Here is a 26604-nt window from a genome sequence, read left to right on the forward strand (position 1 = left end):
AGTATCGCAGCATGGCGGGGTTACCGAAGGTTCCTGAGCGGACGCTGCGCGCGGCCTACGACCGGGTGCTCGACGAGCGGCCCGACGACGTCACCCAGATCGGTCCGGACGGCCGGTACACCACGGCGGAGCACCACGAGCGCTCGCTGCGGATCGCCGCCGGCCTCACCGCACTGGGGGCGAAACGTCAGGAACCGGTCGCGCTGCTGCTCGACAACTCGCTCGACGCGGTGCACGCCTGGACCGGCGCCGCGCTCGGCGGGCTGGTCGAGGTGCCGATCAACTCGGCCTACAAGGGGTCGTTCCTCACCCACGTGCTCAACGACTCCGGGGCCGAGACGCTGATCGTCGACGCGCCGTACGTCGAGCGCGTCGCCCGGGTGGCGGCCGACCTGACGTCGCTGCGCCGGCTCGTGGTCCGCGGCCCGGCCGAGGCCGTCCCCGGCCTGGACCTGGTCGATTTCGACGAGCTCACCGCGGCCGATCCGGCTCCCCCGCAGCCGCTCGACGCCGCCGACCTGATGGCGTACATGTACACCTCGGGGACGACCGGCCGTTCCAAAGGCGTCCTGATCTCGCACGCCCAGGCCTACACGTACGCGTCCCGCGAGGACCAGGAACGCCCGGTTCCGACCGACCGCATCCTGGTGACGCTGCCGCTCTTCCACCTGGCCGGGCAGTGGTACGGCGTCTACCAGGCGCTGATCCACCGGGCGGTGTGCGTCCTCGAGCCGTCGTTCTCGGTGAGCCGGTTCTGGCCGACCGTCCGCGAGCACGGGATCACGACCACCGTGATGCTCGGCGCGATGGCCGAGCTGCTCCAGCAGGCCGCCCCGCTGCCGTCCGATTCGGACAACCCGCTCGAGCTGGCCGTGATGGCCCCGCTGGCCAGCGACGTCGACGGATTCCGGCGGCGGTTCGGGATCGAGCTCGCCGCCGTGTACGGGATGAGCGAGATCGGCGCGGTGCTGAACGGCCCGCCCGGCACTATCGTCGGCGGCGAGTGCGGGTTCGCCCGGGACGAGTACGAGCTCAAGCTCGTCGATGCGTCCGGGAACAGCGCGACCGCCGGCGAGCTCCACGTGCGCCCGGTAGACCCGCTGCTGGTGATGCGCGGCTACCACAACCTGCCCGAGAAGACCGCGGAGACGCTGGTCGACGGCTGGGTCCACACCGGCGACGCGTTCCGCGTCGACGACGAGGGCCGCTACTACTTCTCCGACCGGATGAAGGACGCCCTGCGGCGTCGCGGGGAGAACATCTCCAGCTTCGAGGTCGAGCGCATCGTCAACGAGCATCCCGACGTCTACGAGAGCGCGGTCGTCGCGGTGCCGTCCGCGCTGACCGAGGACGAGATCAAGGCCGTCGTCGTGCCGCGCGAGGGCCGCACGATCGACCCGGCCGAGCTGACCCGGTTCCTGATCGACCGGTTGCCGTACTTCATGGTGCCGCGGTACGTCGAGTTCGCGGCCGAGTTGCCGAAGACTCCGACGCAGAAGGTGTCGAAGCATCTCCTGCGGGAGACCGGGTCCGGAGGCGCGGTGTGGGATCGGGAAGCGGCGGGGATCGTGCTGCGCCGGGGCGACTCGTGAAGCTGCTGGTCGCAAACCGGGCCGAGATCGCGGTCCGGGTCCTGTCGACCGCGGCCACGCTCGGGATCCCGACCGTGGCCGTCGCCCCCGCCGACGACGCCTCGTGCGCCCACGTCGGCCGGGCCGACGAATGGGTCGAGCTGCCCGGGGCCGGGGCGGCCGCGTACCTGGACGTCGACGCGATCGTGGACGCGGCGGTGCGCGCCGGCTGCGACGCGCTGCACCCCGGCTACGGGTTCCTGGCCGAGAGCCCGGTGCTGGCCCGGGCCTGCGCCGCGCACGGGATCACGTTCGTCGGGCCCTCCCCCGAGGATCTGGCCCTGTTCGGCGACAAGGCCGCGGCCCGGGCCCGGGCCGTCGAGCTCGGCATCCCGGTGCTGGACGGGACCACCGGGCCGGAGGACGCCCACGAGTTCCTGGCCTCCCTCGGCCCGGGCGGTGCGGTGATGGTGAAGGCCACGGCCGGGGGCGGTGGCCGGGGCATGCGTCCGGTGTTCCGCCCCGAGGACCTCGCCGACGCGGTGGACCGGTGCGCCTCCGAGGCCCGCGCCGCCTTCGGCGACGGCTCCGTCTACGTCGAACGGCTCCTGGTGGACGCCCGGCACGTCGAGGTTCAGATCCTGGGCGACGGGGTGGACGCCGTCGTGCTGGGCGATCGGGACTGCTCGGCCCAGCGGCGTCGGCAGAAGCTCGTGGAGGTGGCGCCGGCGCCCGGTCTTGCCGTCGCACTTCGGGCGGAGTTGCACTCGGCGGCGGTTCGGTTGGTCGGGGCCTATTCGGGGTTGGCCACGGTGGAGTTCCTGGTGTCGGGGGGCTCGTTCGCGTTTCTGGAGGTGAACCCGCGGATCCAGGTCGAGCACACGGTGACCGAGGAGGTGACCGGGCTGGATCTCGTGGAGTTGGGGTTGCGGGTGGCCGGGGGTTCTCGGCTGGCGTCTCTTGGTGTTCGTGAACCACCGCGGGCGCTGGGGGCGGCGGTGCAGGCTCGGGTGAACACCGAGACGTCGTCGTTCGCGCCGGCCACCGGGGTGCTGGGGGTGTTTCTGCCGCCGACCGGGCGTGGGGTGCGGGTGGACACGCACGGGTATCCGGGGTGGGTCGTCGGTCCTCGGTACGACTCGTTGCTGGCGAAGGTGATCGGGAGCGGGAGCTCGCTGCCGGCGGCGATCGCGCGGACGGATCGGGCGTTGGGTGAGTTCGTCGTCGACGGCGTCGAGGTGAACGTGGCGTTGTTGCGGGCGCTCCTGGGTCGGCCGGAGCTGGCGGCCGGTGCGCTCACCACGACGTTCGTCGACGACCACCTCGACGAGCTGGCGGCCGCGTCCGTCGGCGCTCCGGCCGCTCGCGACGCGGCCGCGGGCGCGGGCGCGGGCGCGGCCGCCGGCGGGGGCGCGGGCGTGGGCGTTGGTCGGGGGGCTGACCAGGTTGCGCCTTTCGCCGGTTCGGAGCCGGTGGCGAGTCCGCTCGTCGGCGTCGTCGTTGGGGTGTCGGTGTCGGAGGGGGACGTCGTCGCGGGGGGCGGCGAGCTCGTCGTCGTCGAATCGATGAAGATGGAGCACGTGGTGCAGGCGCCGCACTCCGGCGTGGTGGACGCGGTCGCGGTGAAGGTCGGGGACACGGTCGCGGCCGGGACGCCGGTCGTTTACCTGAGCCCGGCCGGGGACGCGGAGGCCGCGGCCGTCGCCGACGAGGCGGCGGACCCGGACCGGATCCGGGCCGACCTGGCCGAGACCCGCGAGCGGCACCGCGTCGGGCTCGACGAGGCCCGGGCCGACGCGGTCGGCAAGCGTCACGCGGCCGGGCGCCGCACGGCCCGGGAGAACCTCGACGACCTGCTCGACCCGGGCTCGTTCGTCGAGTACGGCGCGCTGACGATCGCGGCCCAGCGCCGGCGGCGCAGCCTCGAGGACCTGATCGCGAGGACGCCTGCCGACGGGCTGATCACCGGAACCGGGACGGTCGGAGGGCTTCCGGTCGCGGTGATGTCGTACGACTACACGGTGCTGGCCGGCACCCAGGGGATCCACAACCACCGGAAGACCGACCGGCTGTTCACGCTGGCCGCGGAGTTCCGGTTGCCGCTGGTGATGTTCGCCGAGGGCGGCGGGGGGCGGCCCGGGGACACCGACACGTCGGCGGTGGCGCAGCTGGACGTGGGGACGTTCCGGCTGATGGCGCAGTTGCGCGGGCGGGTGCCGACGCTGGCGATCGTGTCCGGATACTGCTTCGCCGGTAATGCGGCGCTGGCCGGGAGCTGCGACACGATCATCGCCACCGAGGGGAGCAGCCTCGGGATGGGCGGCCCGGCGATGATCGAGGGGGGCGGGCTCGGGGTCGTCGCTCCGGGGGACGTGGGGCCGATGGACGTGCAGTGGGCGAACGGTGTCGTTGATCGCGTGGTTGCCGACGACGAGGCCGCGGTTGCCGAAGCGAAGCAGTACCTGTCGTACTTCGGAGCCCGCCCGCCGGCGGGCGGGGCGGCCGCGGCCGCCGGCGGCGCGGGGGCGGCCGGGGACGCGGGCGCGGGCCGCGCGGGGGCGGGTGGGGATCAGCGGGTTTTGCGGGGGGTGGTTCCGGAGAATCGGTTGCGGGCGTACCGGGTGCGGCCGGTTCTCGACACGCTGTTCGACGGCGGGTCGGTGCTCGAGCTCCGAGGCGGGTTCGGAGCAGGCATGATCACCGCGCTGGCCCGGCTCGACGGGCGGCCGGTCGGCGTGCTCGCCAACAACCCCGAGCACCTCGGCGGCGCGATCGACGCCGAAGCCGCCGACAAGGCCACCGCGTTCCTCGAGCTCTGCGAGTCCCACCGCCTCCCGGTGGTCTCCCTCTGCGACACCCCGGGCTTCATGGTCGGCCCGGACGCCGAGCGCGCGGCCACGGTCCGGCGCTTCAGCGCGATGTTCGTCGCCGGCGCGCGACTCACCGTGCCGCTGGTGACGGTCGTGCTGCGCAAGGCCTACGGGCTCGGCGCCATGGCGATGGCCGGGGGTTCTCTGCACGCGCCGCTGTACACCGCGTCCTGGCCCACCGGTGAGTTCGGAGGCATGGGCCTGGAGGGCGCGGTCCGTCTCGGCTACCGCAAGGAACTGGACGCGATCGCCGACCCGGCAGCCCGCCGCGACCGCTACGACGAGCTCGTGGCCGAGTACTACGAACGCGGAAAGGCCCTCTCGGTAGCCGCCGTCTACGAAATCGACGACGTCATCGACCCAGCCGATACCCGAACGATCCTGATCCGAGCACTAGCCCGAGCCGAGTAGCCCGCCTGGGCGCACTGGTCCGACGGTGTGAGGAGTCCGGTGCGCGCCCGCCGGCATCCCGCGGCCGAGGCGGCCGAACTCCGCAAAGGGCTCCACGGGTTGCCTCCTCCACATCGGACCCTAATCCACCGTTCTCAGCGTTCCGTCGGGAGTTCTCGCCGCGCTCTACGCCACCGCCGCGGTGGCGAAGTTGCATCCACTGGCGATTCGCGGTCAGCCAGAGCCCAGGCTGCGGCTGCTGTTCCTCGGCGCCACCGCGCTCCGGGGTGGGTTCGATCGGCGGGCGAGCCGCCCGACCGGTGCGGAAATCGCCACCCGGCATCGGGCCGAGGCGCCCGGGCTGACGGTCCGCCACCACACCGGGGCCACTCTCCCGATCGTTCGGCCGACGGGACTCGCCCGGGCGGACCGGAACGCCTTCGGCCGGCGCCGCGCCGAATCGCGCTCTTCCGCATTTCGAGAACCGGAAGCGACTCACCCACCTGCTCCGGGGCGGTCTCCGTCGGTGGGGTCCCTTGCACCTGCTGCGCGCTGTGGAGTCGGTCGGATGGCGAGATATTCGTCCGCCACCCGCCACGGCGGCGACATCGCCGAGACGTCCGTCGACTCCCGATCAGCGGGTCACGAGCTGGGCTATCCGCAGGGGAAATCCGGCCGGCCCGGCCGCGAACAACAGCCAGATGGCCGCGGGTCGCGAACTCCACGGCCACGCTGATCGCCGCCGGCAGAGCACGCAATCTCGGCCGATGGTGCCCCACCAGCCGTAACCGAGCGATAACATCCAACCCCTAGTGTCAGGTCATCAGACCACCGGGCCACCAGGAGACCGACATGGCCGAGGGATTCATCGCCCGCCACCAGCTCTGGACGGCAGAACAAACCGAAGCAGCCGAACGCTTACTCCACCTGGACCTCCGCCAAGTCCGAATCGCCTGGTGCGACCAACACGGCATTCTCCGCGGTAAGACCCTCGAATCAAGCCACTTCGCCACCGTCCTCAAGCAGGGCAAAGACTTCCAGACCGCCACGCTGATCTTCGACACCACGAACAACCCGGTCGTCCCGCCGTTCTCCTACGCGGCCCTCGGCGACCCGCGCATGACCGGCCTCCCGGACGGCGTCCTGGTGCCCGACCCGCTCACGTTCCGGATGCTCCCCTGGCTCGACGGAACCGGCTGGATCCTCTCCGAGATGCACTACCGCACCGGCGAGCGCGTCCCGTTCGACACCCGGGGCGTGCTGGCCGACCAGCTCGGACGGCTGAGCGCCGAGGGCTACGAGTACGTCTCCGGCGCGGAACTGGAGTTCTACCTGACCCGGATGGAAGACCCGATGCTGGGCTTCGAGGACTCCGGCTACCCGCCCGCTCCCCCGCGCGTCACCGCGGTCGGGCACGGCTTCCAGTACCTCACCGAGTCGCGCGGCGACGAGATCGAGCCGATCCTCTCGATCCTCCGTGACAACCTGGTCCAGCTCGGCCTCCCCCTGGCCACCGTCGAGGACGAGTGGGGCCCGGGCCAGACCGAGTTCACGTTCGACCCGCTCCCCGGCCTGGCCACGGCCGACGCGGTCGTGCTCGCCCGCACCGCGATCAAGCAGCTCGCCCGCCGCAACGGCTACCACGCGACGTTCATGGCCCGGCCCGCGCTGCCGAACGCGTTCTCGTCCGGCTGGCACCTGCACCAGTCGCTGCGCTCGGACGAGTCCGAGAACGTCTTCGCGGGCGGAGAGCTCCTCAGCGAGACCGGCCTGCACTTCATGGGCGGCCTGCTCAAGCACGCGCTGGCCTGCTCGGTGCTCACCACCCCGACGATCAACGGCTACAAGCGCTACCGTCCGGATTCGTTCGCACCGGACCGCATCGCCTGGGCCGAGGAGAACCGCGGCGCGCTCATCCGCGTCACCGGAGGACGCGGGGACGCGAACACGCACCTGGAGAACCGGGTCGGAGACCCGGCGGCGAACCCCTACCTGTACCTGGCGTCGCAGGTCGCGGCCGGCCGCGACGGACTCGCGCAGAAGCTCGACCCGGGCCCGTCGGCCGACGAGCCGTACGCGGCCGACGCGGAGTCGCTCCCGGCCACCCTCTCCGACGCGATCGGCCATTTCGAGACCAGCGACCTGCTGCGGAAGGAGTTCGGCGACCCGTTCGTCGACTACCTGACGATGATCAAGAAGCACGAGGTCGCCCGGTTCAACGCCGCGGTCACCGACTGGGAGCAGCGTGAGTACTTCGAGGTCTACTGAGAACCTGGAGCTCCTGGTCCGGGTCGAGACCGGCTCCGACGACCGGCTCGTCGTCGCCGCGGCCCAGCTCGGAGGCCCGTGGCTGGACGTGGCCGCGCGGCTGGCCCGGGCGGTCGAGGCCGCCGAGCTGGCCGCGCGCCACGGTGCGGAGGTCCTCGCGTTCCCCGAGACCTACCTGTCGGGCTACCCGTACTGGCTCTCCCGCACCAACGGCGCCGCCTTCGGCGACCCCCTCCAGAAGGAGGCTTACGCCTACTACCTGCGCACCGCCGTCGAGATCGACGGTCCCGAGGTGCGCATGCTGACCCGCGTCGCCGCGGACCTCGACCTCACGCTCGTCGTCGGCGTCACCGAGCGCGCCGGTGGCTCCACCTACTGCACCCTGCTGACGTTGGGCGGGCGGCGCGGTCTCGTCGGGCACCACCGGAAGCTGGTCCCGACCTACGACGAGCGGCTGGTCTGGGCCTACGGCGACGGCGCGGGCCTGCGCACCCACCCGGTGGGCACCGCGCGGATCGGCAGCCTCAACTGCTGGGAGAACTGGATGCCCCAGGCCCGGCACGCGCTCTACGGCGGCGGCGAAGACGTCCACATCGGTGTGTGGCCGGGGTCCGTCGGACTGACGTCCGACATCACGCGGTTCACGGCCCTGGAGGGCCGTGTCTTCAGCGTCGCGGCCGGAGGCCTCCTCCTTCGGGACGACGTCCCGGACGACTTCCCGCTGGCGGCCGAGTTGCGCGCCGACCTCGAACGGATGCCGTTCGACGGAGGCTCCGCCATCGCCGGGCCGGACGGAGAATGGCTCGTCCCTCCCCTTTCCGGACGGGAGGGAGTGATCGTCGCGGAGCTGGACCTGCGGCGGGTCGCGCAGGAGCGGCTGACGTTCGACCCGACCGGCCACTACAGCCGTCCCGACGTCTTCACGGCGACGGTCGACCGGGGCCGTCGCGGCGCCGTGCGGTTCGTCGATGACTAGGGTTCACGGGGTGAAGCCGATGCGACCCGTGACCCGGAAGCCGGTGTACGAGCAGGTCGCCGATCGGCTGCGCGAGTTCATCGACGACAACGGGCTCCAGCCCGGCGACAAGCTGATGACCGAGCGGGAGCTGGCCGCCGAACTCGGCGTCGGCCGGTCGACGATCCGCGAGGCGATCACCGCGCTACGCGCGCAGGGAATAGTCGAGGTCCGCCACGGCGAGGGCATCTACCTGCTGAACCGGTCCGAGGATCTGATCAGTTCGCTGGCCCAGGAGCTGGTCGCGACCCACGTCGATCATCCGTACATCTGGGAGGCCAGGCAGGCGATCGAGGTGCAGTGTGCCCGCCTGGCCGCGAGCCGGGCCACCGAGGCGGATCTGGCGTCGATCGCCGCGGCCCTGGATCGGATGAAAGAGGAGATCGCCGCCGGCGAGCCGGCCCTGGACGGCGACCGGCGGTTTCACCTGGGCGTGGTGGCGGCGTCGCACAATCCGATCTTGATCCAGTTGGTGGGCGGGATTCGGGAGTCGTTCGACAAGACCTCGGAGACGTCGCTGACCAGGGCCGGCCAGCCGGCCAGGTCGTTGGCCGAGCATCGCTGGATCTATGAGGCGATTGCCGCGGGCGACCCCGCGCTGGCCGCCGAGCGGATGCTGTCTCATTTGGTCGGGACGTGCGATGACTTGCTGGATGGGGGCGCGAAGAGTCCGCGCCCGGCGGGGCGCGAGTAGCGCGGGGGTTCTTGGTTGGTTGGGGTGCCGGGTCGCGGAGAGCGGATTCACGAGTTACCGGGCTCTCCAGGCACCGGGAGACCCCGGAAGGTCGGCACAGCGTGAACCCTTCATGGCGGTATGGGGTCGGTGGCACCGTAGGGATCCGGCACGCCACCTGTCCCAACAGCCGCTGCTCGTGTCGCGCGACCGACCCACCCGCCGAGAAAGCGACCCACCGATCACTCGCCGGCTCCCCCGACGCCCCGCCGATCCGAACACGCCACTCGCCGACCCGCTGTCCACCGATTCGCGGCCGGGGAGTCGCTACTGCACCGCCGCCGACGTGCAGCACGGAGGAGCTGGTCTGGCGCGGACCCCACCTCCGAAGCCCGCCATCTCCCCGGCCGTCCGCCGATCCGCTGCCCGCCTAAGCGCTGCCGCCGACCGCCTTCGCGCTGCCACTGACCGCCGAAGCGCTGCCGCTGACCGGTGGCGGCTCCGCTTCCGGCACCCGATCGCGTTACGGCGTTCCGGTCCGACTGCGATCCGACAGAAGTGCCGCCGCTGCTCGGCCCGCCCTCAGCGCCTGCCGTCGTCGGGCTGCCCGGGCACCCGCCGACCCGAATCGGCCGACCCGCACCCCGCAGGGCCACTCCAGCCACCCACCGACCCCAGGCCGGCCCACCTACCAACTCCCGCCCGGCTGGCCGACCCCCTCCGACTAGCTAAACCGACTCCCGCCGACCCGCTTGCTGACCCGATTGCGCACAGGACCTCCACCCGACGACCCCTAGCCCACCCACCGACAGCCCTCCCGCCGGCCCACCCACCAACAGCGCGCCCGCCGGCCCACCCACCAACAAGCGCGCCCACCACCAGGCACCCCGCGCCCTAACAGCTCTCCCACAACCGCTCACTGCCGCCAGCTCACCCCAGCTCATCGACGCGCCGCGACTCCCCGGCCTACGCCCCAGCCGCCTGACCGGTGAGCCGGTCCCCCGCAAATCCCCCGGCACCAACCGCCATCGACACAACCACGCCACACCGCGCCGTCACCCGGCCAGCCCCGCCGCACCCGAGCACACCCAACCGGCCAGACCCCACCGACCAGCCGATCCCCGTCGCCCACACCCGAGCCGCAGCACAAGCGAAAACCCACAACCCCTACGGCAAATTGTGCGGCGTAACCACCTGAATCGTCGACGGCCGCGCACGAATCGGACCCGGCAACGCCCCATGCGCCTGCAGCAAACAATGACAAGCCCGCCGCATGTCCTGACGCAAATCATGGTGCAGCACCGCCGATATCCGACCCTCCCGCAGCAACCGCGTGTTGTCCGCATCGAGATCATGCGCCACGAACACCCGGCAAGACCGCCCCCGCCCAGCGAACGCCTCCAGAATCGCGGTATTGGCGCCCCCCACGGAATACACCCCCGCAACGTCCAGATGAGCGTCCAGAACCGACGCAACCCGGCCGCGCATCGTCGCGTCCAGACCGTCCGTATCGTCGACCTCGACGACGGCGCGCCCGGGCAGCGCGGACCGGAAGCCGGCGACGCGTTCCTCCTCGCCGCGGAACCATCCGCGGCTCAGCGTCACCAGGACCGACCCGGGCCGGTCCGACAGCCACTGGTCGATCAGGTAGGCCGCGGTCGCGCCGGCGGCGCGGTTGTCGATCCCGACGTAGGCGATCCGACCCTCGACGCTGAGGTCCGTGACCAGGGTCAGCACCGGAACGCCGGCGCGGACCAGGTCGTCGGCGGCCGCCACCACCTCCGGGGTGTCCGGCGCCTTCAGGACGACGCCGTGCGAGCCGCGCCGCCGGATCCGCCCCAGCACGTCGACCAGCGAAGCCGCCGGACCACTCTCCCGGAAGTGGAACCGGGCCCGGATCGCCGCCGGCCGCAGGAACGGTAACTCGGCCTCGAGCGCCGCCCGCACCGCCGACGAGAACCGCTCCGGCGTCTGCATCACGACGTCGATCAGGAACGTGCGCCCGGCCAGCCGGAGCTGCGTGCGTTGGCGCTGCAGGTCCTCGATCGCCCGGTGCACCTCACGGACCGTGTCCGCGCGCACGCCGCCGCGCTCGTGCAGCACGCGGTCGACGGTCGCCTCGCTCAGCCCGGCCTGCCGCGAAATCTCGCGGATGCGGAAGGGATGACCCATGGTGACCGTCCGTTGAGGGGTTTTTGAGGGCTGCCGACGCTTGATTATCGCCTCAGCTTTTTTACGCTGTCACTACGCCCCTTCCGAAGGGAATTCCCATGCCCGCGATTGAAACGCGCCGGCCTGCGGCCTGGCTCTCCGCCAATGATTGCGACGTTTCCGACCTCGCCCCCTCCCTCACCAATGTGGACGATTATCCGCTGGCTGATTCGGTGCTCGACGACGTGCTCGTCTATTCCGGCGAGAAGCTGGCCGACGATCGCCGGGAGCTCATGGCCGAGTGGGCGCGGGCGTTTCTCGACGGGCCGGGCATCGTCGTGATCCGGCGCGCGTTCCCGGAGGCCGCGGTGGTCGACCGGGTGTCGGCGGCGTTCGACGCGATGATCGCCGAGCAGCCGGCCGGCGGGGACCATTTCGCCCGGCCGGGCGCCAACGACCGGGTGTGGAACGCGCTGGAGAAACTCGCGCTGCGCGACCCGGAGGCGTTCGCGGCCTACTACGCCAACGACGTCATCGCGCTGGCCGCCACCGCCTGGCTCGGTCCGGCCTACCAGGTGACGTCGCAGGTCAACGTCGTGAACCCGGGCGGCGCGGCGCAGACCGGACACCGGGACTACCACCTGGGCTTCATGTCCGCGGAGCAGGCCGAGCGGTATCCGGCGCTGGTGCACCGGCTGTCCCCGGCGCTGACGCTGCAGGGCGCGGTCGCGCACTGCGACATGCCGGTCGAGAGCGGCCCGACCATGTACCTGCCCCATTCGCAGAAATACCCGCTCGGCTATCTGGCGACGAGCCGGCCGGAATTCCAGGAGCATTTCGCGGCTCACCACGTGCAATTGCCGTTGGAAAAGGGCGACGCGGTGTTCTTCAATCCGGCGCTGATTCACGCGGCCGGACACAACCGGTCGGCCGACATCCGGCGAATGGCGAACCTGTTGCAGATCTCGTCGGCGTTCGGGCGGGCGATGGAAAGCGTCGACCGGGAGCGGATGTGCCTTGCGCTGTACCCGGTGCTCCGGGAACTCGCCGACCCGGAGAACGTCATCGCGGCCTCGGCCGAGGGGTACGCGTTCCCGACCGACCTCGACGTCGACCAGCCGGTCGACGGCCTCGCGCCGCCGAGCCAGGCCGACGTCGTACGCCGGGCGCTGGCCGAGGGCTGGGACCTGGACACCGTGCGCGGCGCGCTCGCCGCCCACTCGAGCCGACGGGGGAACTGACATGCGTCTCGGACTCATCGGGCTGGGCCGGATCGGGCAACGCCACGCCGGCATCCTCGCCGGGCTGCCGGGCGTCGACTCGCTCGTCGTCACCGACGCCGTCCCGGCCGTCGTCAAACAGGTGGCCGAGCAGCTGGGCGCGGAGGCCGTGGACACGCCGCAGGCGTTGCTGGAGGCCGGCGTCGACGGGGTGGTGATCGCGGCCTCGACCGAGTCGCACCCGGCGCTGCTGACCGCGGCCGTCGAGGCCGGGGTGCCGGTCTTCTGCGAGAAGCCCCTGGCCACGACCGCGTTCGACGCGGCCGCGCTGGTGCAGCGGCTCGACGGCGCGGACGTCCCGGTGCAGATCGGGTTCCAGCGGCGGTTCGACCCGGGCGTGGCCGCGGTCCACGCGGCCGTGCGGAGCGGGGAGCTGGGGTGGCTGCACACGGTTCGGTCGACGACGCTCGACCCGGCGCCGCCGCCGCGCGCGTACATCGCCGCCTCGGGCGGCATGTTCCGGGACTGCGGTGTGCACGATTTCGACGTGGTCCGGTGGGTCACCGGGCGGGAGGTCGTCGAGGTGTACGCGACCGGCAGCAACAAGGGCGAGCCGTGGTTCGCCGAGGTCGGTGACGTCGACACGTCGGCGGTCGTGCTCACGTTCGACGACGGGACGCTCGGGCTCGTGTCGAACACCCGCTACAACGCGCGCGGGTACGACGTCCGCCTGGAGGCGCACGGGTCCGCGGACAGCGTCGCGGCCGGGCTCGACGACCGGTTGCCGTTGCGGTCGGTGGATCCGGGGGTGCGGTTCCCGGCCGGGGTGCCGTACCCGTTCTTCATGGACCGGTTCGCGAGCGCGTACCGGGCCGAGTTCGAGGCGTTCCTGGAGGTCGCGGCCGGTAGCCGGCCGTCGCCGTGCACGATGGCCGACGCGCTGGCGGCCGACTGGATCGCCGAGGCCTGCGGCCTCTCGCTGCGCGAACACCGCCCGGTCCGGGTCGACGAGGTGCGCGGCTGACTGTCGCGATTGGCCCCCGACTGGCCACTTCCGCTCCGCTGCGCCGCGTAACACGATTCGGACACCGAGTAGTGGGGGGTCGTCGTGGGCTGTGCCAGTTTCCTGTTCTTCGATCTGCCGAGCATGACCGTGATGGCGATCCATCGGGCGTTCCTCGGGGCGACCGGCCGCGAGGTCCGGCCGTGGAACATCTGGGCCTACCGAGGGCTGGGCCTGCTCCTGCTGGGCGTCGTGGTGATCGTGGTGGCGACGGTCGCGGCGGGCGGGTGAAGTGTCGTAGGGGGTGGATAGCCTGCCCGTATGGCTGACGCCGACGACGTGCGCCGGGTGGCGCTGGGGTTGCCGCAGGTCGAGGAGATCGAGAGCGCCGGGTTCGATTTCCGGGTCGGCGGCAAGGGGTTCGTGTGGTCGTATCCGGAGCGGCTTCCTGGCCAGCCGCGGCGGATCCGGACGGATGTGGCGGTGCTGTTCGTGGGCGACGAGGCGGAGAAGCAGGCTCTGCTGTTGGGGGAGCCGGAGTTGTTCTTCACGGCGCCGGGGTATGGGGATTTGCCGTTGGTGATGGTGCGGTTGGCTGAAGTGGGGGTTGGGCGGCTGACTGAGCTGATCACGGATGCGTGGCAGATGCGGGGGCCGGCAGACTGACCGCCACGCGCCGGAGGGGCGGGGCCGGTCCGGGGCTCGGGGCCGGTCCGGGGCTCGGGGCCGGTCCGGGGCTCGGGGCCGGGCCGCAGGCCGGGGGCCGGGCCGCAGGCCGGGGGCCGGGCCGCAGGCCGGGCCAGGCGGCTGGCGGGCCGGGGGCTTAGGGCTGGGGGTCGGGGCCGGGTAGGTGGGCGGCGGTGGCTGCTCGGTGGGCGGTGCTGGTCCGTGGGGCGGTGGTGGCGTGCGTGTAGCGGTGATAGGTCCCGGATCGTCGTGGGCGGGTTGCTCTCGGGGTTGAGCTCGCACTGGTGGTCGGGCTCTGTTCGGGCGGCACTGCGCTCGACGACGGCTCCGGCCGGATGTTCAGCATCGAGATCGGCCAAGCCGCCCGCGACGCAGCGCCGGCGGTGCCCCGCGTCTGGCCGCGCCCGAGCGAGAGGCGAGGGGCTCAGCTCGGGCCGCGCTCCTCACCGGCTGCAGTTGCTCCCGATCGCGGTCCCCGTCCCGCTTCAGTGGTGGCCATGGACACGGTCGCGGCGGCGGTGGCGATCCGGGCCACGGTAGCGAGCCGGACCGCGGTGGCGTGGCGGTGGCACACGGGTCCCGGTCCCGGCGGCGGTCCCGGTCGCCGTCACGATGGCGGTCGTGGCCCCAGTCGCGGCGGCGAGCCTAGTGGTCGCCGTCATGAGGCACGGTCGCCGTGGCGGTCATGGGCCCAGGGGCGTTCCCGGCCACGGTCGCGGCCCCAGGTCGTTACTGCGGTCATGGAGAACGGTCGCCGTAGCGTCATAGGCCCAGGGGCGATCCGGGCCACGGTGGCCGCCCGCGGTCACTTGCCGTCAGGACGAACGGTCGCCATGACGGTCATAGCCCCAGCGCCGACCCCGGCCACGATGGCCGCCCGCGGTCACTTGCCGTCAGGACGAACGGTCGCCATGACGGTCATGGGCCCAGCGGCGACCCCGGCCACGGTCGCGGCCACGGTCGCTGTTGCCGTCTTGGGGCACGGTCGGCGTGGCGGTCATGGTTCCAGTGGCGACCTCGGCCGAGGTCCCGGTCGCCGTGGCGCTCAAGGTCCCGGTCGCCGTGGCGCTCAAGGTCCCGGTCGCCGTGGCGCTCAAGGTCCCGGTCGCCGTGGCGCTCAAGGTCCCGGTCGCCGTGGGGGTCAACGTCCCGGTGTCGGGTGGGGGGCCGGTCGCCGTCGCGATGGCGGTCCCGGTCCCAGTTGCGGTGGCAATCCCGGCCACGGTGGCGATCCCGGCCACGATCCCGGCCACGGGTGGCCGTCTTGGTCGGGGGTAGGCGGCGGGCGGCTACCGGGGGACGGTGCTGCGGCTGGGCGTGGTGTGGATCGTCCGGTGGCGCGGCGATTCCTCGGGCGGTTGTTGGTGCGGGTGCCAGCGGCATGCTCCCCGCGCCCGGCGCGCCCGGCTCACTGCGGGCCACATCCCTCGCTTGTCGGTGTCCTCTTTCGATCAGACCCGGACTTGGACGGCTTCCGTCGGCGCCCTGGGCGGCGGCGAGGGGCGCTCGGAATGGCGGCGGCCCTCGCGATCGGAGCAGGACCACGATCCCCGCGTTCGCAAACGACTGCGCTCGCCTCGGCTGATCACTCACCCGAAGACGCACACCCGCCGGAACGGCGCCCACAAACCCACCGTCACAGACGACCCCGCGCCAGCGCGTCGCCCAGCTTGGAGCGGGCGTATCGGACCTCGTGCGCCCGGCGGCTGGACGTCACCAGGCCGGCATCGCGGAGGATCGCCAAATGGGCGGACACCGTCGATAGCGCCAAGCCGTGCCTGGCCGCCAGCACAGATGTCGACGCCGGAGTGTCCAGACTCCACAGCAGCGCGGCCCGGTTCGGGCCCAGCAACCGGGCCAGCGCGACTCCTGGGCGCTGCGCGGCCGGCTCCCAGGCTCGGGCCATACCCCTGGCCGGATAGATCACGGTCGGCTGCCAGCGCGGGGCGAAGCCGCTCACGGTGTCGGGCCAGACGAAAACGCTCGGCATCAGTAGCAGACCCCGCCCGCTCAGGTCCTGTTCGCCCAGCGGCGTGGAGCCTCGGCGCAGCAGTAGGGTGTCACCGGTCCAGGTCACGTCCGGGTGCAGGTCGGCGAACAGCGCCTGCAAGCCGCCGGACGTGAGACGCCTCGACCGCTCGGCGATGTCCGCTTCGAGGACCTCGCGCAGCCTCGGCCAGTCCGGCGCGACCAGCGCTTCCCAGGCCCGCTCGGTCGCGTCCGCCAGTGCGCGCACGGCCGCCGCCGGGTCGTCCAGCAACGCCCGCGCCGCCGGCTCCTCCCCACGACCCCGCCCCGCCGGTCCGCCCCTCCGCGCCCGCCCCGCCGGGCCATCCCGCGAAACCCGCCCCGCCAGGCCGTCCCGCGAAACCCGCGCCGCCGGCTCGTCCCACCGACCCCACCCCGCCAACCCCCTACTCGAGAACGATTCGCGAAGCTCCTCGTACGCCAGCCCCGGATCGGTCGCGCGCAGGCGCGCCAACTCCTCGGCGAACTCGACGACCCGGCCGAGCGGAGCCTCCGGCGGCGGACCCAGGAAATCCGGCGTGTACCCCCGCACCGGCATCACCAGCGGCAACGGCCCCAGATCGAGACCCTCACCCCGCGCTAGCCAGCTCCGATGAAACCCGTGCCGCGCCGGACGCAGCAACGTCCGCACCGCCTCGTGCGTCTCACACAGCGGCGACACCGCGAACCGGCACCGCAGCAGGTCCGACCCCGCGAACCGCAACCGCAGCGGCACCCGCACCCACCCCCGGACTTTCGGCTCCACCCGAAACACTAGAAGGAACGCCGAAACCCACGGACGCTCGACTCCCGTGTCCTACCGATCCGTGCTCGCGGTCCCCGACTTCCGCGCCGTCTTCGCCGCCCACCTCCTCTCCACGCTCGGCGTCGTCGTGGGCGAGATCGCGCTGTCCGTCCTGGTCTTCCGCCGGACCGGATCGCCGCTTCTCACGGCTCTGACGTTCGCGCTCGGGCTGCTTCCCTATGTCGTCGGCGGCACCGTGCTCTCCGCGGTCGCGGACCGGCTGCCGGCCCGCCGGGTGATGGTCGTCTGCGACCTGATCTGCGCCTGCGCCGCGGCCGGCCTCGTCGTACCGGGGATGCCGATCGCCGGGTTGCTGCTCCTGCGCTGCCTGCTGGCCGCGGTCGCGCCGGTCTTCGCCGGCACCCGCGCCGCCGCCCTGGCCGACGTCCTGCCCGCCGACGTCTTCCCGCTCGGCAATTCGCTGCTGCGCGTGGTCAACCAGACCGCGCAGCTCACCGGGTTCGGCGCGGGCGGGCTGCTCCTCGCCGCCCTCGAACCGCGCACCGTACTCGCCGTCACGGTCCTCACGTTCCTCGCCTCCGCCACCCTCATCCGCTCCGCCCTCCCCGCCCGTCCACCCCGCGTCGCCGCCGCGAACGCCACCCGCACCCGCCTGCTGACGGCCTCCCTCTCCGGCGCCACCCACCTGGCCCGGATCCCCCGTCTCCGCGCCCTCTACCTCCTCGCTTGGATCCCGCCGATGTTCGTCGTCGTCTCCGAAGCCCTGCTCACCCCGTACTCCGCCACCCTCCGCACCACGCCGGCCGGCCTCGGCCTCCTCCTCACCGGCATGCCGATCGGCGCGGTCGGCGCCTCCCTCCTGGCCGGCACCTTCCTCAGCCCCTCGGCCCGCACCCGCCTCTCGGCCCCGATCGTCCTGCTCGCCACGCTCCCCCCGCTCGCCTACGTGACGCACCCGTCCCTCCCCTGGGCCTTGCTGATCCAGATCGGCATCGGCGCCGGCGTCGTCTACACCTTCGGCCTCGACCACTGGTTCCTCGACGCGGTCCCCGAGCCCCTCCGCGGCCGGGCGCTGACCCTCCTCACCGCCGGCGCGATGACCTCCCAGGGCCTGGGCATGACCCTCGCCGGCACCGCCGCCGAGTTCGCCCCCGTCCACCTGGTCATCGCCACCGGCGGCGCCGCCGCCCTACTGACCAACGCGCTGGTCCTCCGCTACGTCGCGAGGACCCGCCAGCGGCCCGGACCCGTCACTCCTTGACCCCCATCTGCTCCACCGGAGGCGTCCGCAGCAGCTGACCGATCGGCAGCACGGTCGTCGCCAGCGCCAGCACCGCCGCCCCGACGACGACCACCACCCCACCGACCACCGGCACGTACGGCACCGGGCTCCCGGTCAGCGCGTTCACCGCCGCCACCAGCGTCCCGGCCGCGATCGTCCCGCCGATCACCAGCGCCACCCCCAGCAGCCCGGCCTGCTCCGCGTGCACCATCCGCTTCACCTGACGGCTCGTCAGCCCGACCAGCCGCAGCACCGCCAGCTCCCGCCGCCGGGCCAGCGCGGCCACCACCATCGTGTTCGCCGCGGCCAGCGCCGCGAACCCGACCAGCACCCCGATCAGCAGCTTGTTCGCCCACCCGCTCACCGCGAGGTCCGTCGCCAGCCCGGCGCTCAGCTCGTCCCGGGCGACCACCGACGCCCCCGGGTGCCGGGAGACCACATCCGCCAGCCCCGGAACCGAAGCGCCCCGCACGAGCACGGAATCCGCCAGCCCGGTCGGCGTGTGCCCGGCCACCGTCGACGACGCGAGCGTGAAGTCCCCGAACCCCAGCCCCCGCCGGTAGATCGCGATCACCTTCAACTTCACCGGGGTCCCGTCGGCGAGCGTCACCGCCGCCGTGTCCCCGACCTTCCACCCCGACCCGGACGCCCGGAGGTCCGAGACCGCCACCGTGTCCTTCCCCAGCCGGTCCAGCGATCCGTCGGTCACCGCCAGGTCCAGGGTGGACCCGACCGTCGCCGGGTCCACGGCCTGCGCCCCGGCCGTCTCCAGCCCGTCGAACACCGGCGCCACGACGGTCGTCTGCCGCACCGCCGTCACCATGCGGACGCCCGGCAGCCGCCGGATCTCGTCGACCGCCGACGCCGGAAGCCCGGTGGGAGACACCACCGCCTGCTCGGCCAGCGTCCCGTCCCGGCGCTGGTCGACGGTCGTCCGCTGCAGATTGTCCTGGAGGAACCAGACCGAGCCGCCCAGCCCGACGGCCAGCACCAGCGCGGTCAGCACGGTCGCGCCGCCGCGGGCGTTGGCTCGCAGGTTCGCCGCCGCCAGGTAGCCGCTCGACCGCCACACCGCCGACAGCACCGGCGCGAGCACCCGGGCGGCGAACGCGTTGATCTCCGGCGCCAGCAGCCCGACCCCGAGCACGAACAGGTAGAGCATCCCGGTCGCCGAGGCCACCGCGACCACCCCGCCGGTACTGATCGCGGCCGGTGCCGCCGCGACCGCCCCGACCAGGATCACCAGCCCGGCGATCCGCCGGACCCGGCCCCCGCCGGACGGTTCCACGGCCACCTCGCCGAGCGCCTCGGTCGGCCGGATCTTCGCGACCCGACGCGCGGCGGCCAGCGCCGCCAGCACCGCGACCAGCGACGTCACGAGCACCGCGGTCGGAGCAGCCAGGACGCCGGGCAGGATCGGCAGCGAGTCCGGCACGAACCCGCGATCCACCAGCTGGCCGTGCACCCACCGGGTCGCCAGCACACCGAGCGGCAGCCCGATCACGCCGCCGAGAACGCTCAGCAACATTGCCTCGGCCACGATCATCCGGCGCACCTGCCCCGGGGTCGCCGCGATCGCCCGGAGCAGGGCCAGGTCCCGCCGCCGGTGCCGCACCGACAATCCGACGGTCCCGGCCACCACGAACCCGATCAGCAGCACGACGTACCCGCCGAACGAGCCGCCGAGCAGAATCAGCAGGTCGCGCCCGTCCAGGTCCGCGCTCGGCTCGGCCAGCCCCCGGTCGTCGCCGGTGTAGACCTGAGCCCCGTCCGCGACCGCGGACACCGCCTTGGCCAGCGCCGCGGTGTCCACTCCGTGCTCGGCCCGTACCAGCACCGCCGCCGCCCGGCCCGGACTCGGGTTCAATGCGCCGGCCCGCGCGTCAGTCAGAAACACCGCGACCGGCGAAGCGTCCGCATGAACGAGACCGGTGACCGTGAAGCGGTGCACCGTACCGCCGACCAGCAGGTCGACCGGCGCGCCGGTCGCAAGCCCGAGGCGGGTGTCGGCGACGACCTCGTCGTCGGTCCGCGGGGCCGAGCCGGACGTCAGCGGCGACCGGCCGAAGGCCGCGCTGCTCCACCCGTGCCCGACGGCGCGGACCGGCCCGGCCGTCACCGGAACCGCCACGTCGGCCACGGCCGACTCGACCCCGGCCAGCGTCCGGACGCGGTCCGCGACCGCGATCGGAACGGTCCCGCCCGGCAGGCGGACCATGCTGGTCGTGACGTCGCCGTCGAACTCCTTCGTCCGCCGGACGACCTCTTGCCGGGCGACGACGACGTCGGCGCGGGCGTACCGCTCGGCCGACGGGTGGAAGAACACCGCCGACTCGACGAGCGTGCCCATGCTCATCAGGATCATCACGCCGGTGGCCAGCGCGACCAGCGTCGCGACCGCGCTGCCCCAGCGGTGCCGGATCATCCGGAACGCGAGATCGATCATGACCGCACCCGCGAACGACCCAGCGTGGCCAGAACCTCGGCGATCCGCGTGGCGCCGGGCTGCGGGAGGTCCAGCACCAGGCGGCCGTCGGCGAGCACCAGGACCCGGTCGGCGTAGGAGGCCGCGACCGGGTCGTGGGTCACCATGACGACGGTCTGGCCGTGGGTGTCGACGAGCATCCGCAGCAGCGTGAGCACGTCGGCGGCGGTGGCCGTGTCGAGCGCGCCGGTCGGCTCGTCGCAGAAGATCACCTCGGGCCGGGTGACCAGCGCGCGGGCGATCGCGACCCGCTGCTGCTGACCGCCGGAGAGCTCCGACGGGCGGTGCGTCAGCCGATCGTCGAGCCCGACGCGCTGCACGACCTCGGCGAGCCAGCCGCGGTCGACGCGCACCCCGGCGAGCCGGGACGGCAGCACGATGTTCTCCTCGACGGTGAGCGCGCCGAGCAGGTTGAACGCCTGGAAGACGAAGCCGATCCGGTCGCGGCGCAGCTTCGTCAGCTGGGTCTCCGACAGGCCCGACAGCTCGGTGTCGCCCAGCCGGACCCGCCCGGACGTCGGCCGGTCGAGCCCGGCCGCGGTCTGCAGGAGCGTGCTCTTGCCCGACCCGGAGGGTCCCATCACCGCGGTGAACGTGCCGCGGACGAACACCGCGTCGACGCCGGCCAGCGCCGTGACCGGCTGCTGGTCGGTGCCGTAGACGCGGGTGAGCTGTTCCACCCGGACGGCTTCAGTGTGGACGGACATCGGTTCGCCTCTCCGTGTTTGTGCACTACGGAGACGCTATTTCCGGGCCGTCGCGGCGACGATGAAGCCTACGGGCGAACCGGGGTACAGCCTGCGCTACCCCTCGGGCGGTACCGGGGTGTCGGCGGTCCAGCAGGCCGCGGTGACGAGCTTCTCGCGGGTGAACGGCTGGCCGTTCCGGGCCCTCCCCTGGGCGGTGACGCGGACCCGATAGGTGCCGGGTTCGGTGACCGTGAACGTGCCCTGGTAGCCGGCGTCGTCCTCGATCGGGGTCAGGGTCTGGATCTGGGTCCGGCCGGTCGGCCGGAGGATCTCGGCGACGACGGCCGCGCCGTCGATCGGGAACCCGGCCTCGTTCAGGAACGCGGTGACGGTGACCGTCGAGCCGGCGGCGACGTCGTCCTGCTCGGCGTCGGCGGTGAGCTGGACGCTCGACCAGGCGTGCACCCGGAGCCGGTATGGCGTGCCGGCCGGGACCGGAGCCGGGGCCACGGCCGCGCGGAACCGCGAGACGGGTGAGTTGACGACCGCGAACGCCCGCTCCCGCTCCGACCGCCACTGCGCCTCGGCCGCGTTCGCCGCACCGGCCGCGTTCGCCGCACCGCCCGCGGCCGGCGCTTCCGCGGCGGCGCGGAACGCGGCGGCGGCGACGCGGCGGCGGGCGGCGGGGGCGATGCCTCGGAGGATCGAGAGGTCGGCGCCGGCGCCCGGGCCGTGCGCCTCTCCGGCGGCCCCGCCGACCGGCTCCAGGCGCGGCTCCCCCGGCGTCACCACGACGTGCCAGATCCCGCCCTGCTCGAACCGCCCGGCCGCGAGCTGCACGGGCAGCGCGATCCGGTACCAGGCCAGGCCGTTGCCCGACCCGTACCGCATGGCCGCCTCCTGCCGGGCCCGCCACGGCTCGAGCAGCAGCCCGTTCGGCGTCTGCAGCCGGAAGTCGACCTCGTCCGGCGCCTCGACCTGCAGCACGACGTCGATACCGCCGTCGGCGTCGGCCAGCGTGAACGGGATCCGCTCGACCGCGCCCGCGGTCAGGCTCCCGGCCGCGGTGGTCACGACCTCGGCCCCGCTCACGTCGGCCAGGACCTGCAGCACGGTGTCGTCCACGTCGGCCTCACTGCTGGTCAGCTGGTACCCGCCGAACGCACCGGCCAGCTGCTTCAGCGCGGCCCCGATCGAGTGCGGCGGCCCGACCTCGACCGCGTACGGACGGACCAGGACCTCGGCGGCCAGATCGTCGTCCACCGCCCGGGGCGCGTTCGCCAGCCCGTCGGTGAGGACGACGACCACCTGGTCACCGAACCCGCCCGGATCGGCCTGGACGAGCGCCTGGCCGGCCAGGATCCCGTCGCCGACCGACGTCTTCCCGCGCGGGTCGAGGCGGTCGCCGTCCAGGATCGCCACGGTCGCGGCCAGCGCGTCGGCGTCGTCGGCGAGCGGTTGGACGGCGCGCAGCGCCTCGGCGTCCGTATCGAAACCGACGAGGCCGAGGCCGTCACCCTCGAGCAGGAGGGTCGCGAACTTGGCGGCCGCGCGCCGGACGGCCGCGCCGCGGCCGTCGGCGCCCATGCTGGCCGAGCGATCCACGACGAGCGCGATCGCGGTCCCGGGGCGGGCCACCGTGTTCGCGTCGACCTGGACCGGCCACTGAAGACCGGTGGCGGGCTCACGCACGATGAGGGTCTGGGTCGGGAGCGCCGACGGCGCGACCCCGGTCCGGTAGGCGACGAGGAACTCGGCCGACGGGTCCGCCGCCGGGTCGACCGTGACGCTCGACGTGAGCGCGGTGAGCTGGGGATGGTCGGGCGGGAGCAGCTCGAGCGTGGTCGCGGAGTGGACCGTGAGCTGGATCGGCAGCACCGCCTCCCGCACCATGCCCAGCGGGCCCTGGGCCACGTTCACGAAGTCGAGCCGGCGGGTGGTCAGCGTGATCGGCGGCGGGGTGAGGTGCTCGGTCTCGACGTGCCGGACCGTCCCGTCCGGCGCCTGCTGCGCGACGACGAACCCGAGGTCGTGCCAGTGCGCGACCATCTCGTCCATGCTGCCGATGTCCCGGTCCCAGACGACGGCGGTGGTCGCGGTGACGTTCTCGAAGACGTCGTTGGGGCGCGGGACCGGCCACCAGTTCTGGCCGCAGGCCTGGAAGTCGGCCTGCCAGGGCAGCGCCATCGCGGCCGTGACGTGGCCCGGGGCGACCTGGGCGTGGTCGAGCCGGAACGCCGACGTGTAGGCGGACTCCAGGATCGGCCGGTCGCCCTCGGCGCGTCCACCGGCCTCGATGCCGGGGAAGAACGCGCCGCCGACGCAGGCCTCGAGCGCGGCCCGGTCTAGGCCGTCCGGGGTGAGGCCGGGGTCGGGGGCGGGTTCGCCGGCCCAGTCCTTGGTGTAGGTGCCGGCCTTCCAGCGGGCCAGGTGCCCGGCCTGCACCTTGGTCAGGACCGCGTCCTCGCCGTTGAGGTCGGGCATGTTGCCGGTCGGGCGGAGCTTCTTCACGATCCGGTCGACCGTGCGCTGGTCGGTGACCGGGTGGGCCCAGGAGTGGACCCGGCCCACGTCCCGGACCCAGCGCGTGTCGGCCGCGCGGCGCAGGATCGGGTAGACGTCCCGGGTGTAGGAGGTCGCGGTGGGGGCTTTCGCCAGGTTGCGCGCCACCATCACGTCGAGGAGCCGGTCGTAGAGCGTGATGACGTTCTGCTGGTGCGGCGCGAACTTCGGCGGGGCGACCAGCACCCAGGCGCCCTCCACCGGCGGGGTGGAGCCGTCGGGCAGCGTCAGCTGGGCGGTGACCGGGCCGTCGGCGGTGTCGTCGTACCAGCCGGCGTTGCCCCAGAAGTCGCCGATCCCGTTGCCGGCCGGCGAGTCGGACGTCCCGGCGCCGCCGAGGACCAGCAGCCGGCCGTTCTCGTCGGTGCGGATCTCGCCCAGGGGCACGGAGGTGGCGACCTGGCCGTCGAACGTGATCGTGCCGGAGTCGAACACGGCCGACTGGCCGGGGCCGGTGAGCGTGCGCGGGCCGGGGTCGATCGTCAGGTCGGCGGCGGGCTCGTCGTTGCCCCGGTCGGGGTGCGCGGCTTTCGCGTTGGCCAGGTGGACGGTCCAGGTGATCGGGCCCGTCACCTCCTCGGCCGTGCCGTCGTCGTGGTGGGCGAAGACGCGGAACCGGGCGGCCTGGCGTTTGACCCGGAGCTGGTCGTCCTTGAACCCGTCGGCCGGGAGCGGATGCTCGTCCGGATGCTCGGGGCCGAGGAAGAACTCGTCCGGGCTGTTGCCCACGCGGGCGACGCCGATTGCCGGGTGAACCTTGTAGACCGTCGTCACGGCGGCGATCCTAGGCTCCCTGAGCAAACTCCCAGAAATAGAACGTGTTCTGGTTTTCTGGCGTAACGTGCGAGGGCGTGAAATGGACCCTGGCTGCCGCCCTGCTGCCTGCCGACCGGCTCCTCGACGTCGCCCGCACGGCCGAGGAGGCCGGGTACTCGTCGGTGGCGATGCCCGACTCGGTGTTCTTCCCGGAGAAGGTCTCGGCCAAGTACCCCTACACCAAGGACGGCAGCCGGTTCTGGTCCCCGGAGACCGAGTTCATCGACCCGTTCGTCGCGATCCCGGCGATGGCCGCGGTCACCACCCGCCTGATGTTCCACACGAACGTCTACAAGCTCCCGCTGCGCGATCCGCTGCTGACCGCCAAGCACGTCGCCTCGATCGCGGTGATGTCCGGCAACCGCTTCGCCTTCGGCGTCGGTCTGTCGTGGATCCCGGAGGAATTCAGCTTCACCCGCACCGACATGCGGACGCGCGGCGCGCGGACGGACGAGGCCATCGACATCCTCAAGCTGGTCTGCGCCGGGAACGGACCGGAGTGGGTGGAGTACCACGGGACGCACTACGACTTCGACCGGCTGATGATCTCGCCCGCGCCCGACCGGCCGGTGCCGATCTACGTCGGCGGCCACAGCGAGCCCGCTCTCCGGCGGACGGCCCGGGTCGGTGACGGGTGGATCTCGGTGAACACGACGCCGGATAAGATCGTCGCCGCGTGCGAGCGGCTGCACGAATTGCGGGCGTCCTATGGGCGCGCGGACGAGCCGTTCGACATCATCGCCGGACCGGTCGGGAACGTGAGCCGGGACGACTACCGGCGGCTGGAGGAGGCCGGGGTCACCGAGTGCCAGGCGGCGCCGTGGTGGCAGTACGGTGCGGACTTCCGGGACCCGGCCGCGCTCCGGGACGCGACGCTCCGCTTCGCCGACGAGGTGATCGCCCAGTATTGAGGCCATGGAACCGCTCACGATCGTCGACGAGGGCTGGCAGCGGGCGCTCGCGATCGTCGCGCACCCCGAGGACCTGGAGTTGGGCTCCGCGGCCGCGATCGCCCGCTGGACCGGGCAGGGCAAGGACGTCGTCTACACGCTGCTGACCAGCGGCGAGGCCAGGATCGACGCCCGGACCCGGCATCCGCGGGGCCTGCGCGCGAGTAGGAGCAGCGAGAGTCGGCGCGAATCGTCGGAGTGTCGGAGGTGGAGTCCCTCGGGCTGCCGGACGGGAGACTGGAGTACGGCCCCCCGCTGCGGCGCGACCCCGCCTGGGTGATCCGGCAGCACCGACCGGACATCGACATCACGAACAACATCCGCGAGGGCTGGGACCCCGAGGGCGCGTCGCTGAACGTGTCCCACCATGTCGTCACCGAGCGGGCCGTGCTCGACGCCGGGAACCGGTGGGTCTCCCGCGACCAGATCGAGGGCGAGGGGCTCGACCGTTGCACCGGCCACTTCGACGCCGAGGAGTCCTGGAGGTCGCCTAAGGCGCGTTTCGGGGCCGCGTTCGAGGCGCTGTCGCTGGGTCTGTTGTAGGCGTTTCGTGCCCGAGTCGGAGGTGGCCGTGGAGCTCGAGGAGCAACTGTTCGCGCTGTGGCGTCGGCGCCCGGCAAGCTCGCGGTCGCGTTCCGGCACCGCGCGACCCACAGCGGCGTGTGGGCGACCCCGCTGGGCGAGTTGGCGGCGACCGGCCGCACCGTGGAGGGCCTGGGCATCGACGTACTCACCCTCGACAGCGACGGCCGCATCACCGAGATCTGGGTACTGGCCGACGAACTACAACGCATCCTCCAGGTCCACGCCCCGACGACGTAGGCCGACTGAGCGCCGGCCTGACCGCCCAGCCGAGGAGGAGGGTCCGCTTCGACCGACCCCGGCGGCGCCGATCGCCAGAACGCACGGCTGCGATGCGGGCGGCGCGATCGCGGTAGGCCGGACGACATGACGCTGGCGGGTCCGACCCCCCGGCGGGTCTACCGGTGGACCACGCAGGCTCTCGGCCCAGCGGCGTTGCGCTTCGCGGCGGTCGGGCTACTCGCGGATACGGGCCCCGGTCAGCGCGGCCAGTGCGGCCAGCGCCTCCCGAGATTCGCGCAGCGGGGCCCTCACCCCGCTCACCGCAACCCGAAAACCCCGGCGCCGGAGCCCACACCACCGCAAGATTCGGTCGCTGTGCCCACGCAGGCCGCAGA

20 protein-coding genes are annotated in these 26604 nt (G+C 72.9%); 15 read left to right on the forward strand and 5 right to left on the reverse strand.

Translation table 11 applies throughout. From position 1 onward, the window contains the following. Positions 1-11 precede the first annotated feature (11 nt). From FL583_RS20995 to FL583_RS21015, 5 genes are all read left to right on the forward strand, one after another. Entirely contained in the window at positions 12-1592 is a 1581-nt protein-coding gene (locus tag FL583_RS20995) for an AMP-binding protein (protein WP_142706414.1), read from the forward strand. Then, a complete protein-coding gene (locus tag FL583_RS21000) occupies positions 1589-4852 on the forward strand; it encodes a carboxyl transferase domain-containing protein (protein ID WP_205752313.1) in 3264 nt (1087 codons plus the stop codon). The genes FL583_RS20995 and FL583_RS21000 overlap by 4 nt, the downstream gene beginning before the upstream one ends. Positions 4853-5683: 831 nt before the next feature. Beyond that, positions 5684-7099, forward strand: a complete 1416-nt coding sequence (locus tag FL583_RS21005) for a glutamine synthetase family protein (RefSeq protein ID WP_142706416.1) — start codon at positions 5684-5686, stop codon at positions 7097-7099. A 4-nt stretch (positions 7100-7103) separates the two neighbouring features. Continuing rightward, positions 7104-8075 carry a carbon-nitrogen hydrolase family protein gene (locus tag FL583_RS21010; protein ID WP_142706588.1) on the forward strand — a complete coding sequence of 324 codons (972 nt, stop codon included), beginning with the start codon at positions 7104-7106 and terminating at the stop codon, positions 8073-8075. A gap of 19 nt (positions 8076-8094) precedes the next feature. Beyond that, on the forward strand, positions 8095-8808 hold the full coding sequence (locus FL583_RS21015; protein ID WP_205752315.1) for a FadR/GntR family transcriptional regulator: 714 nt from the start codon (positions 8095-8097) through the stop codon (positions 8806-8808). A 1146-nt stretch (positions 8809-9954) separates the two neighbouring features. On the opposite strand, the gene FL583_RS21020 is transcribed toward FL583_RS21015, so the two are convergent. Then, positions 9955-10959 (reverse strand): LacI family DNA-binding transcriptional regulator, encoded by a 1005-nt coding sequence (locus FL583_RS21020; RefSeq protein WP_142706418.1) that lies wholly within the window; start codon positions 10957-10959, stop codon positions 9955-9957. A 98-nt stretch (positions 10960-11057) separates the two neighbouring features. On the opposite strand from FL583_RS21020, the gene FL583_RS21025 reads away from it, so the two are divergent. From FL583_RS21025 to FL583_RS21045, 5 genes are all read left to right on the forward strand, one after another. Beyond that, positions 11058-12179 carry a phytanoyl-CoA dioxygenase family protein gene (locus FL583_RS21025; RefSeq protein ID WP_142706419.1) on the forward strand — a complete coding sequence of 374 codons (1122 nt, stop codon included), beginning with the start codon at positions 11058-11060 and terminating at the stop codon, positions 12177-12179. Position 12180: 1 nt separating this feature from the next. Continuing rightward, positions 12181-13182, forward strand: a complete 1002-nt coding sequence (locus FL583_RS21030; protein ID WP_142706420.1) for a Gfo/Idh/MocA family protein — start codon at positions 12181-12183, stop codon at positions 13180-13182. 84 nt (positions 13183-13266) lie between these two features. Beyond that, positions 13267-13452 (forward strand): hypothetical protein, encoded by a 186-nt coding sequence (locus FL583_RS21035; protein ID WP_142706421.1) that lies wholly within the window; start codon positions 13267-13269, stop codon positions 13450-13452. Between the two features lie 30 nt (positions 13453-13482). After that, a complete protein-coding gene (locus tag FL583_RS21040; RefSeq protein ID WP_142706422.1) occupies positions 13483-13827 on the forward strand; it encodes an MmcQ/YjbR family DNA-binding protein in 345 nt (114 codons plus the stop codon). A 1020-nt stretch (positions 13828-14847) separates the two neighbouring features. Continuing rightward, positions 14848-15126: a hypothetical protein gene (locus tag FL583_RS21045; RefSeq protein WP_142706423.1), complete on the forward strand. Its 279-nt coding sequence runs from the start codon at positions 14848-14850 to the stop codon at positions 15124-15126. A 358-nt stretch (positions 15127-15484) separates the two neighbouring features. On the opposite strand, the gene FL583_RS21050 is transcribed toward FL583_RS21045, so the two are convergent. After that, positions 15485-16591 (reverse strand): ArsR/SmtB family transcription factor, encoded by a 1107-nt coding sequence (locus tag FL583_RS21050; protein ID WP_170323790.1) that lies wholly within the window; start codon positions 16589-16591, stop codon positions 15485-15487. A gap of 76 nt (positions 16592-16667) precedes the next feature. On the opposite strand from FL583_RS21050, the gene FL583_RS21055 reads away from it, so the two are divergent. After that, entirely contained in the window at positions 16668-17882 is a 1215-nt protein-coding gene (locus FL583_RS21055) for an MFS transporter (RefSeq protein ID WP_142706424.1), read from the forward strand. On the opposite strand, the gene FL583_RS21060 is transcribed toward FL583_RS21055, so the two are convergent. The 3 genes from FL583_RS21060 to FL583_RS21070 form a co-directional block, all read right to left on the reverse strand. Beyond that, positions 17872-20349: an FtsX-like permease family protein gene (locus FL583_RS21060; RefSeq protein ID WP_142706425.1), complete on the reverse strand. Its 2478-nt coding sequence runs from the start codon at positions 20347-20349 to the stop codon at positions 17872-17874. The two genes, FL583_RS21055 and FL583_RS21060, sit on opposite strands and share 11 nt — an antisense overlap. Further along, on the reverse strand, positions 20346-21095 hold the full coding sequence (locus FL583_RS21065; RefSeq protein WP_142706426.1) for an ABC transporter ATP-binding protein: 750 nt from the start codon (positions 21093-21095) through the stop codon (positions 20346-20348). The genes FL583_RS21060 and FL583_RS21065 overlap by 4 nt, the downstream gene beginning before the upstream one ends. A 96-nt stretch (positions 21096-21191) precedes the next feature. Next, positions 21192-24413: a LodA/GoxA family CTQ-dependent oxidase gene (locus FL583_RS21070; RefSeq protein ID WP_142706427.1), complete on the reverse strand. Its 3222-nt coding sequence runs from the start codon at positions 24411-24413 to the stop codon at positions 21192-21194. 77 nt (positions 24414-24490) lie between these two features. On the opposite strand from FL583_RS21070, the gene FL583_RS21075 reads away from it, so the two are divergent. Genes FL583_RS21075 through FL583_RS21085 form a run of 4 tightly spaced genes read left to right on the forward strand, consistent with a single transcriptional unit; the run spans position 24491 to position 26227 of the window. Further along, complete coding sequence (locus FL583_RS21075; protein ID WP_142706428.1) at positions 24491-25366, forward strand: TIGR03619 family F420-dependent LLM class oxidoreductase; 876 nt, start codon at positions 24491-24493, stop codon at positions 25364-25366. A gap of 4 nt (positions 25367-25370) precedes the next feature. Further along, positions 25371-25685 (forward strand): PIG-L deacetylase family protein, encoded by a 315-nt coding sequence (locus FL583_RS41030; RefSeq protein WP_205752318.1) that lies wholly within the window; start codon positions 25371-25373, stop codon positions 25683-25685. Continuing rightward, positions 25682-25948: a hypothetical protein gene (locus FL583_RS41035; protein ID WP_205752319.1), complete on the forward strand. Its 267-nt coding sequence runs from the start codon at positions 25682-25684 to the stop codon at positions 25946-25948. Before FL583_RS41030 ends, FL583_RS41035 begins: the two co-directional genes overlap by 4 nt. Positions 25949-26005: 57 nt before the next feature. Continuing rightward, positions 26006-26227: an ester cyclase gene (locus FL583_RS21085; protein WP_142706429.1), complete on the forward strand. Its 222-nt coding sequence runs from the start codon at positions 26006-26008 to the stop codon at positions 26225-26227. The last annotated feature ends 377 nt before the right edge of the window (positions 26228-26604 follow it).

The sequence above is a fragment of the Cryptosporangium phraense genome (genome assembly GCF_006912135.1).
In the GTDB taxonomy this organism is placed as follows: Bacteria; Actinomycetota; Actinomycetes; order Mycobacteriales; family Cryptosporangiaceae; genus Cryptosporangium; species Cryptosporangium phraense.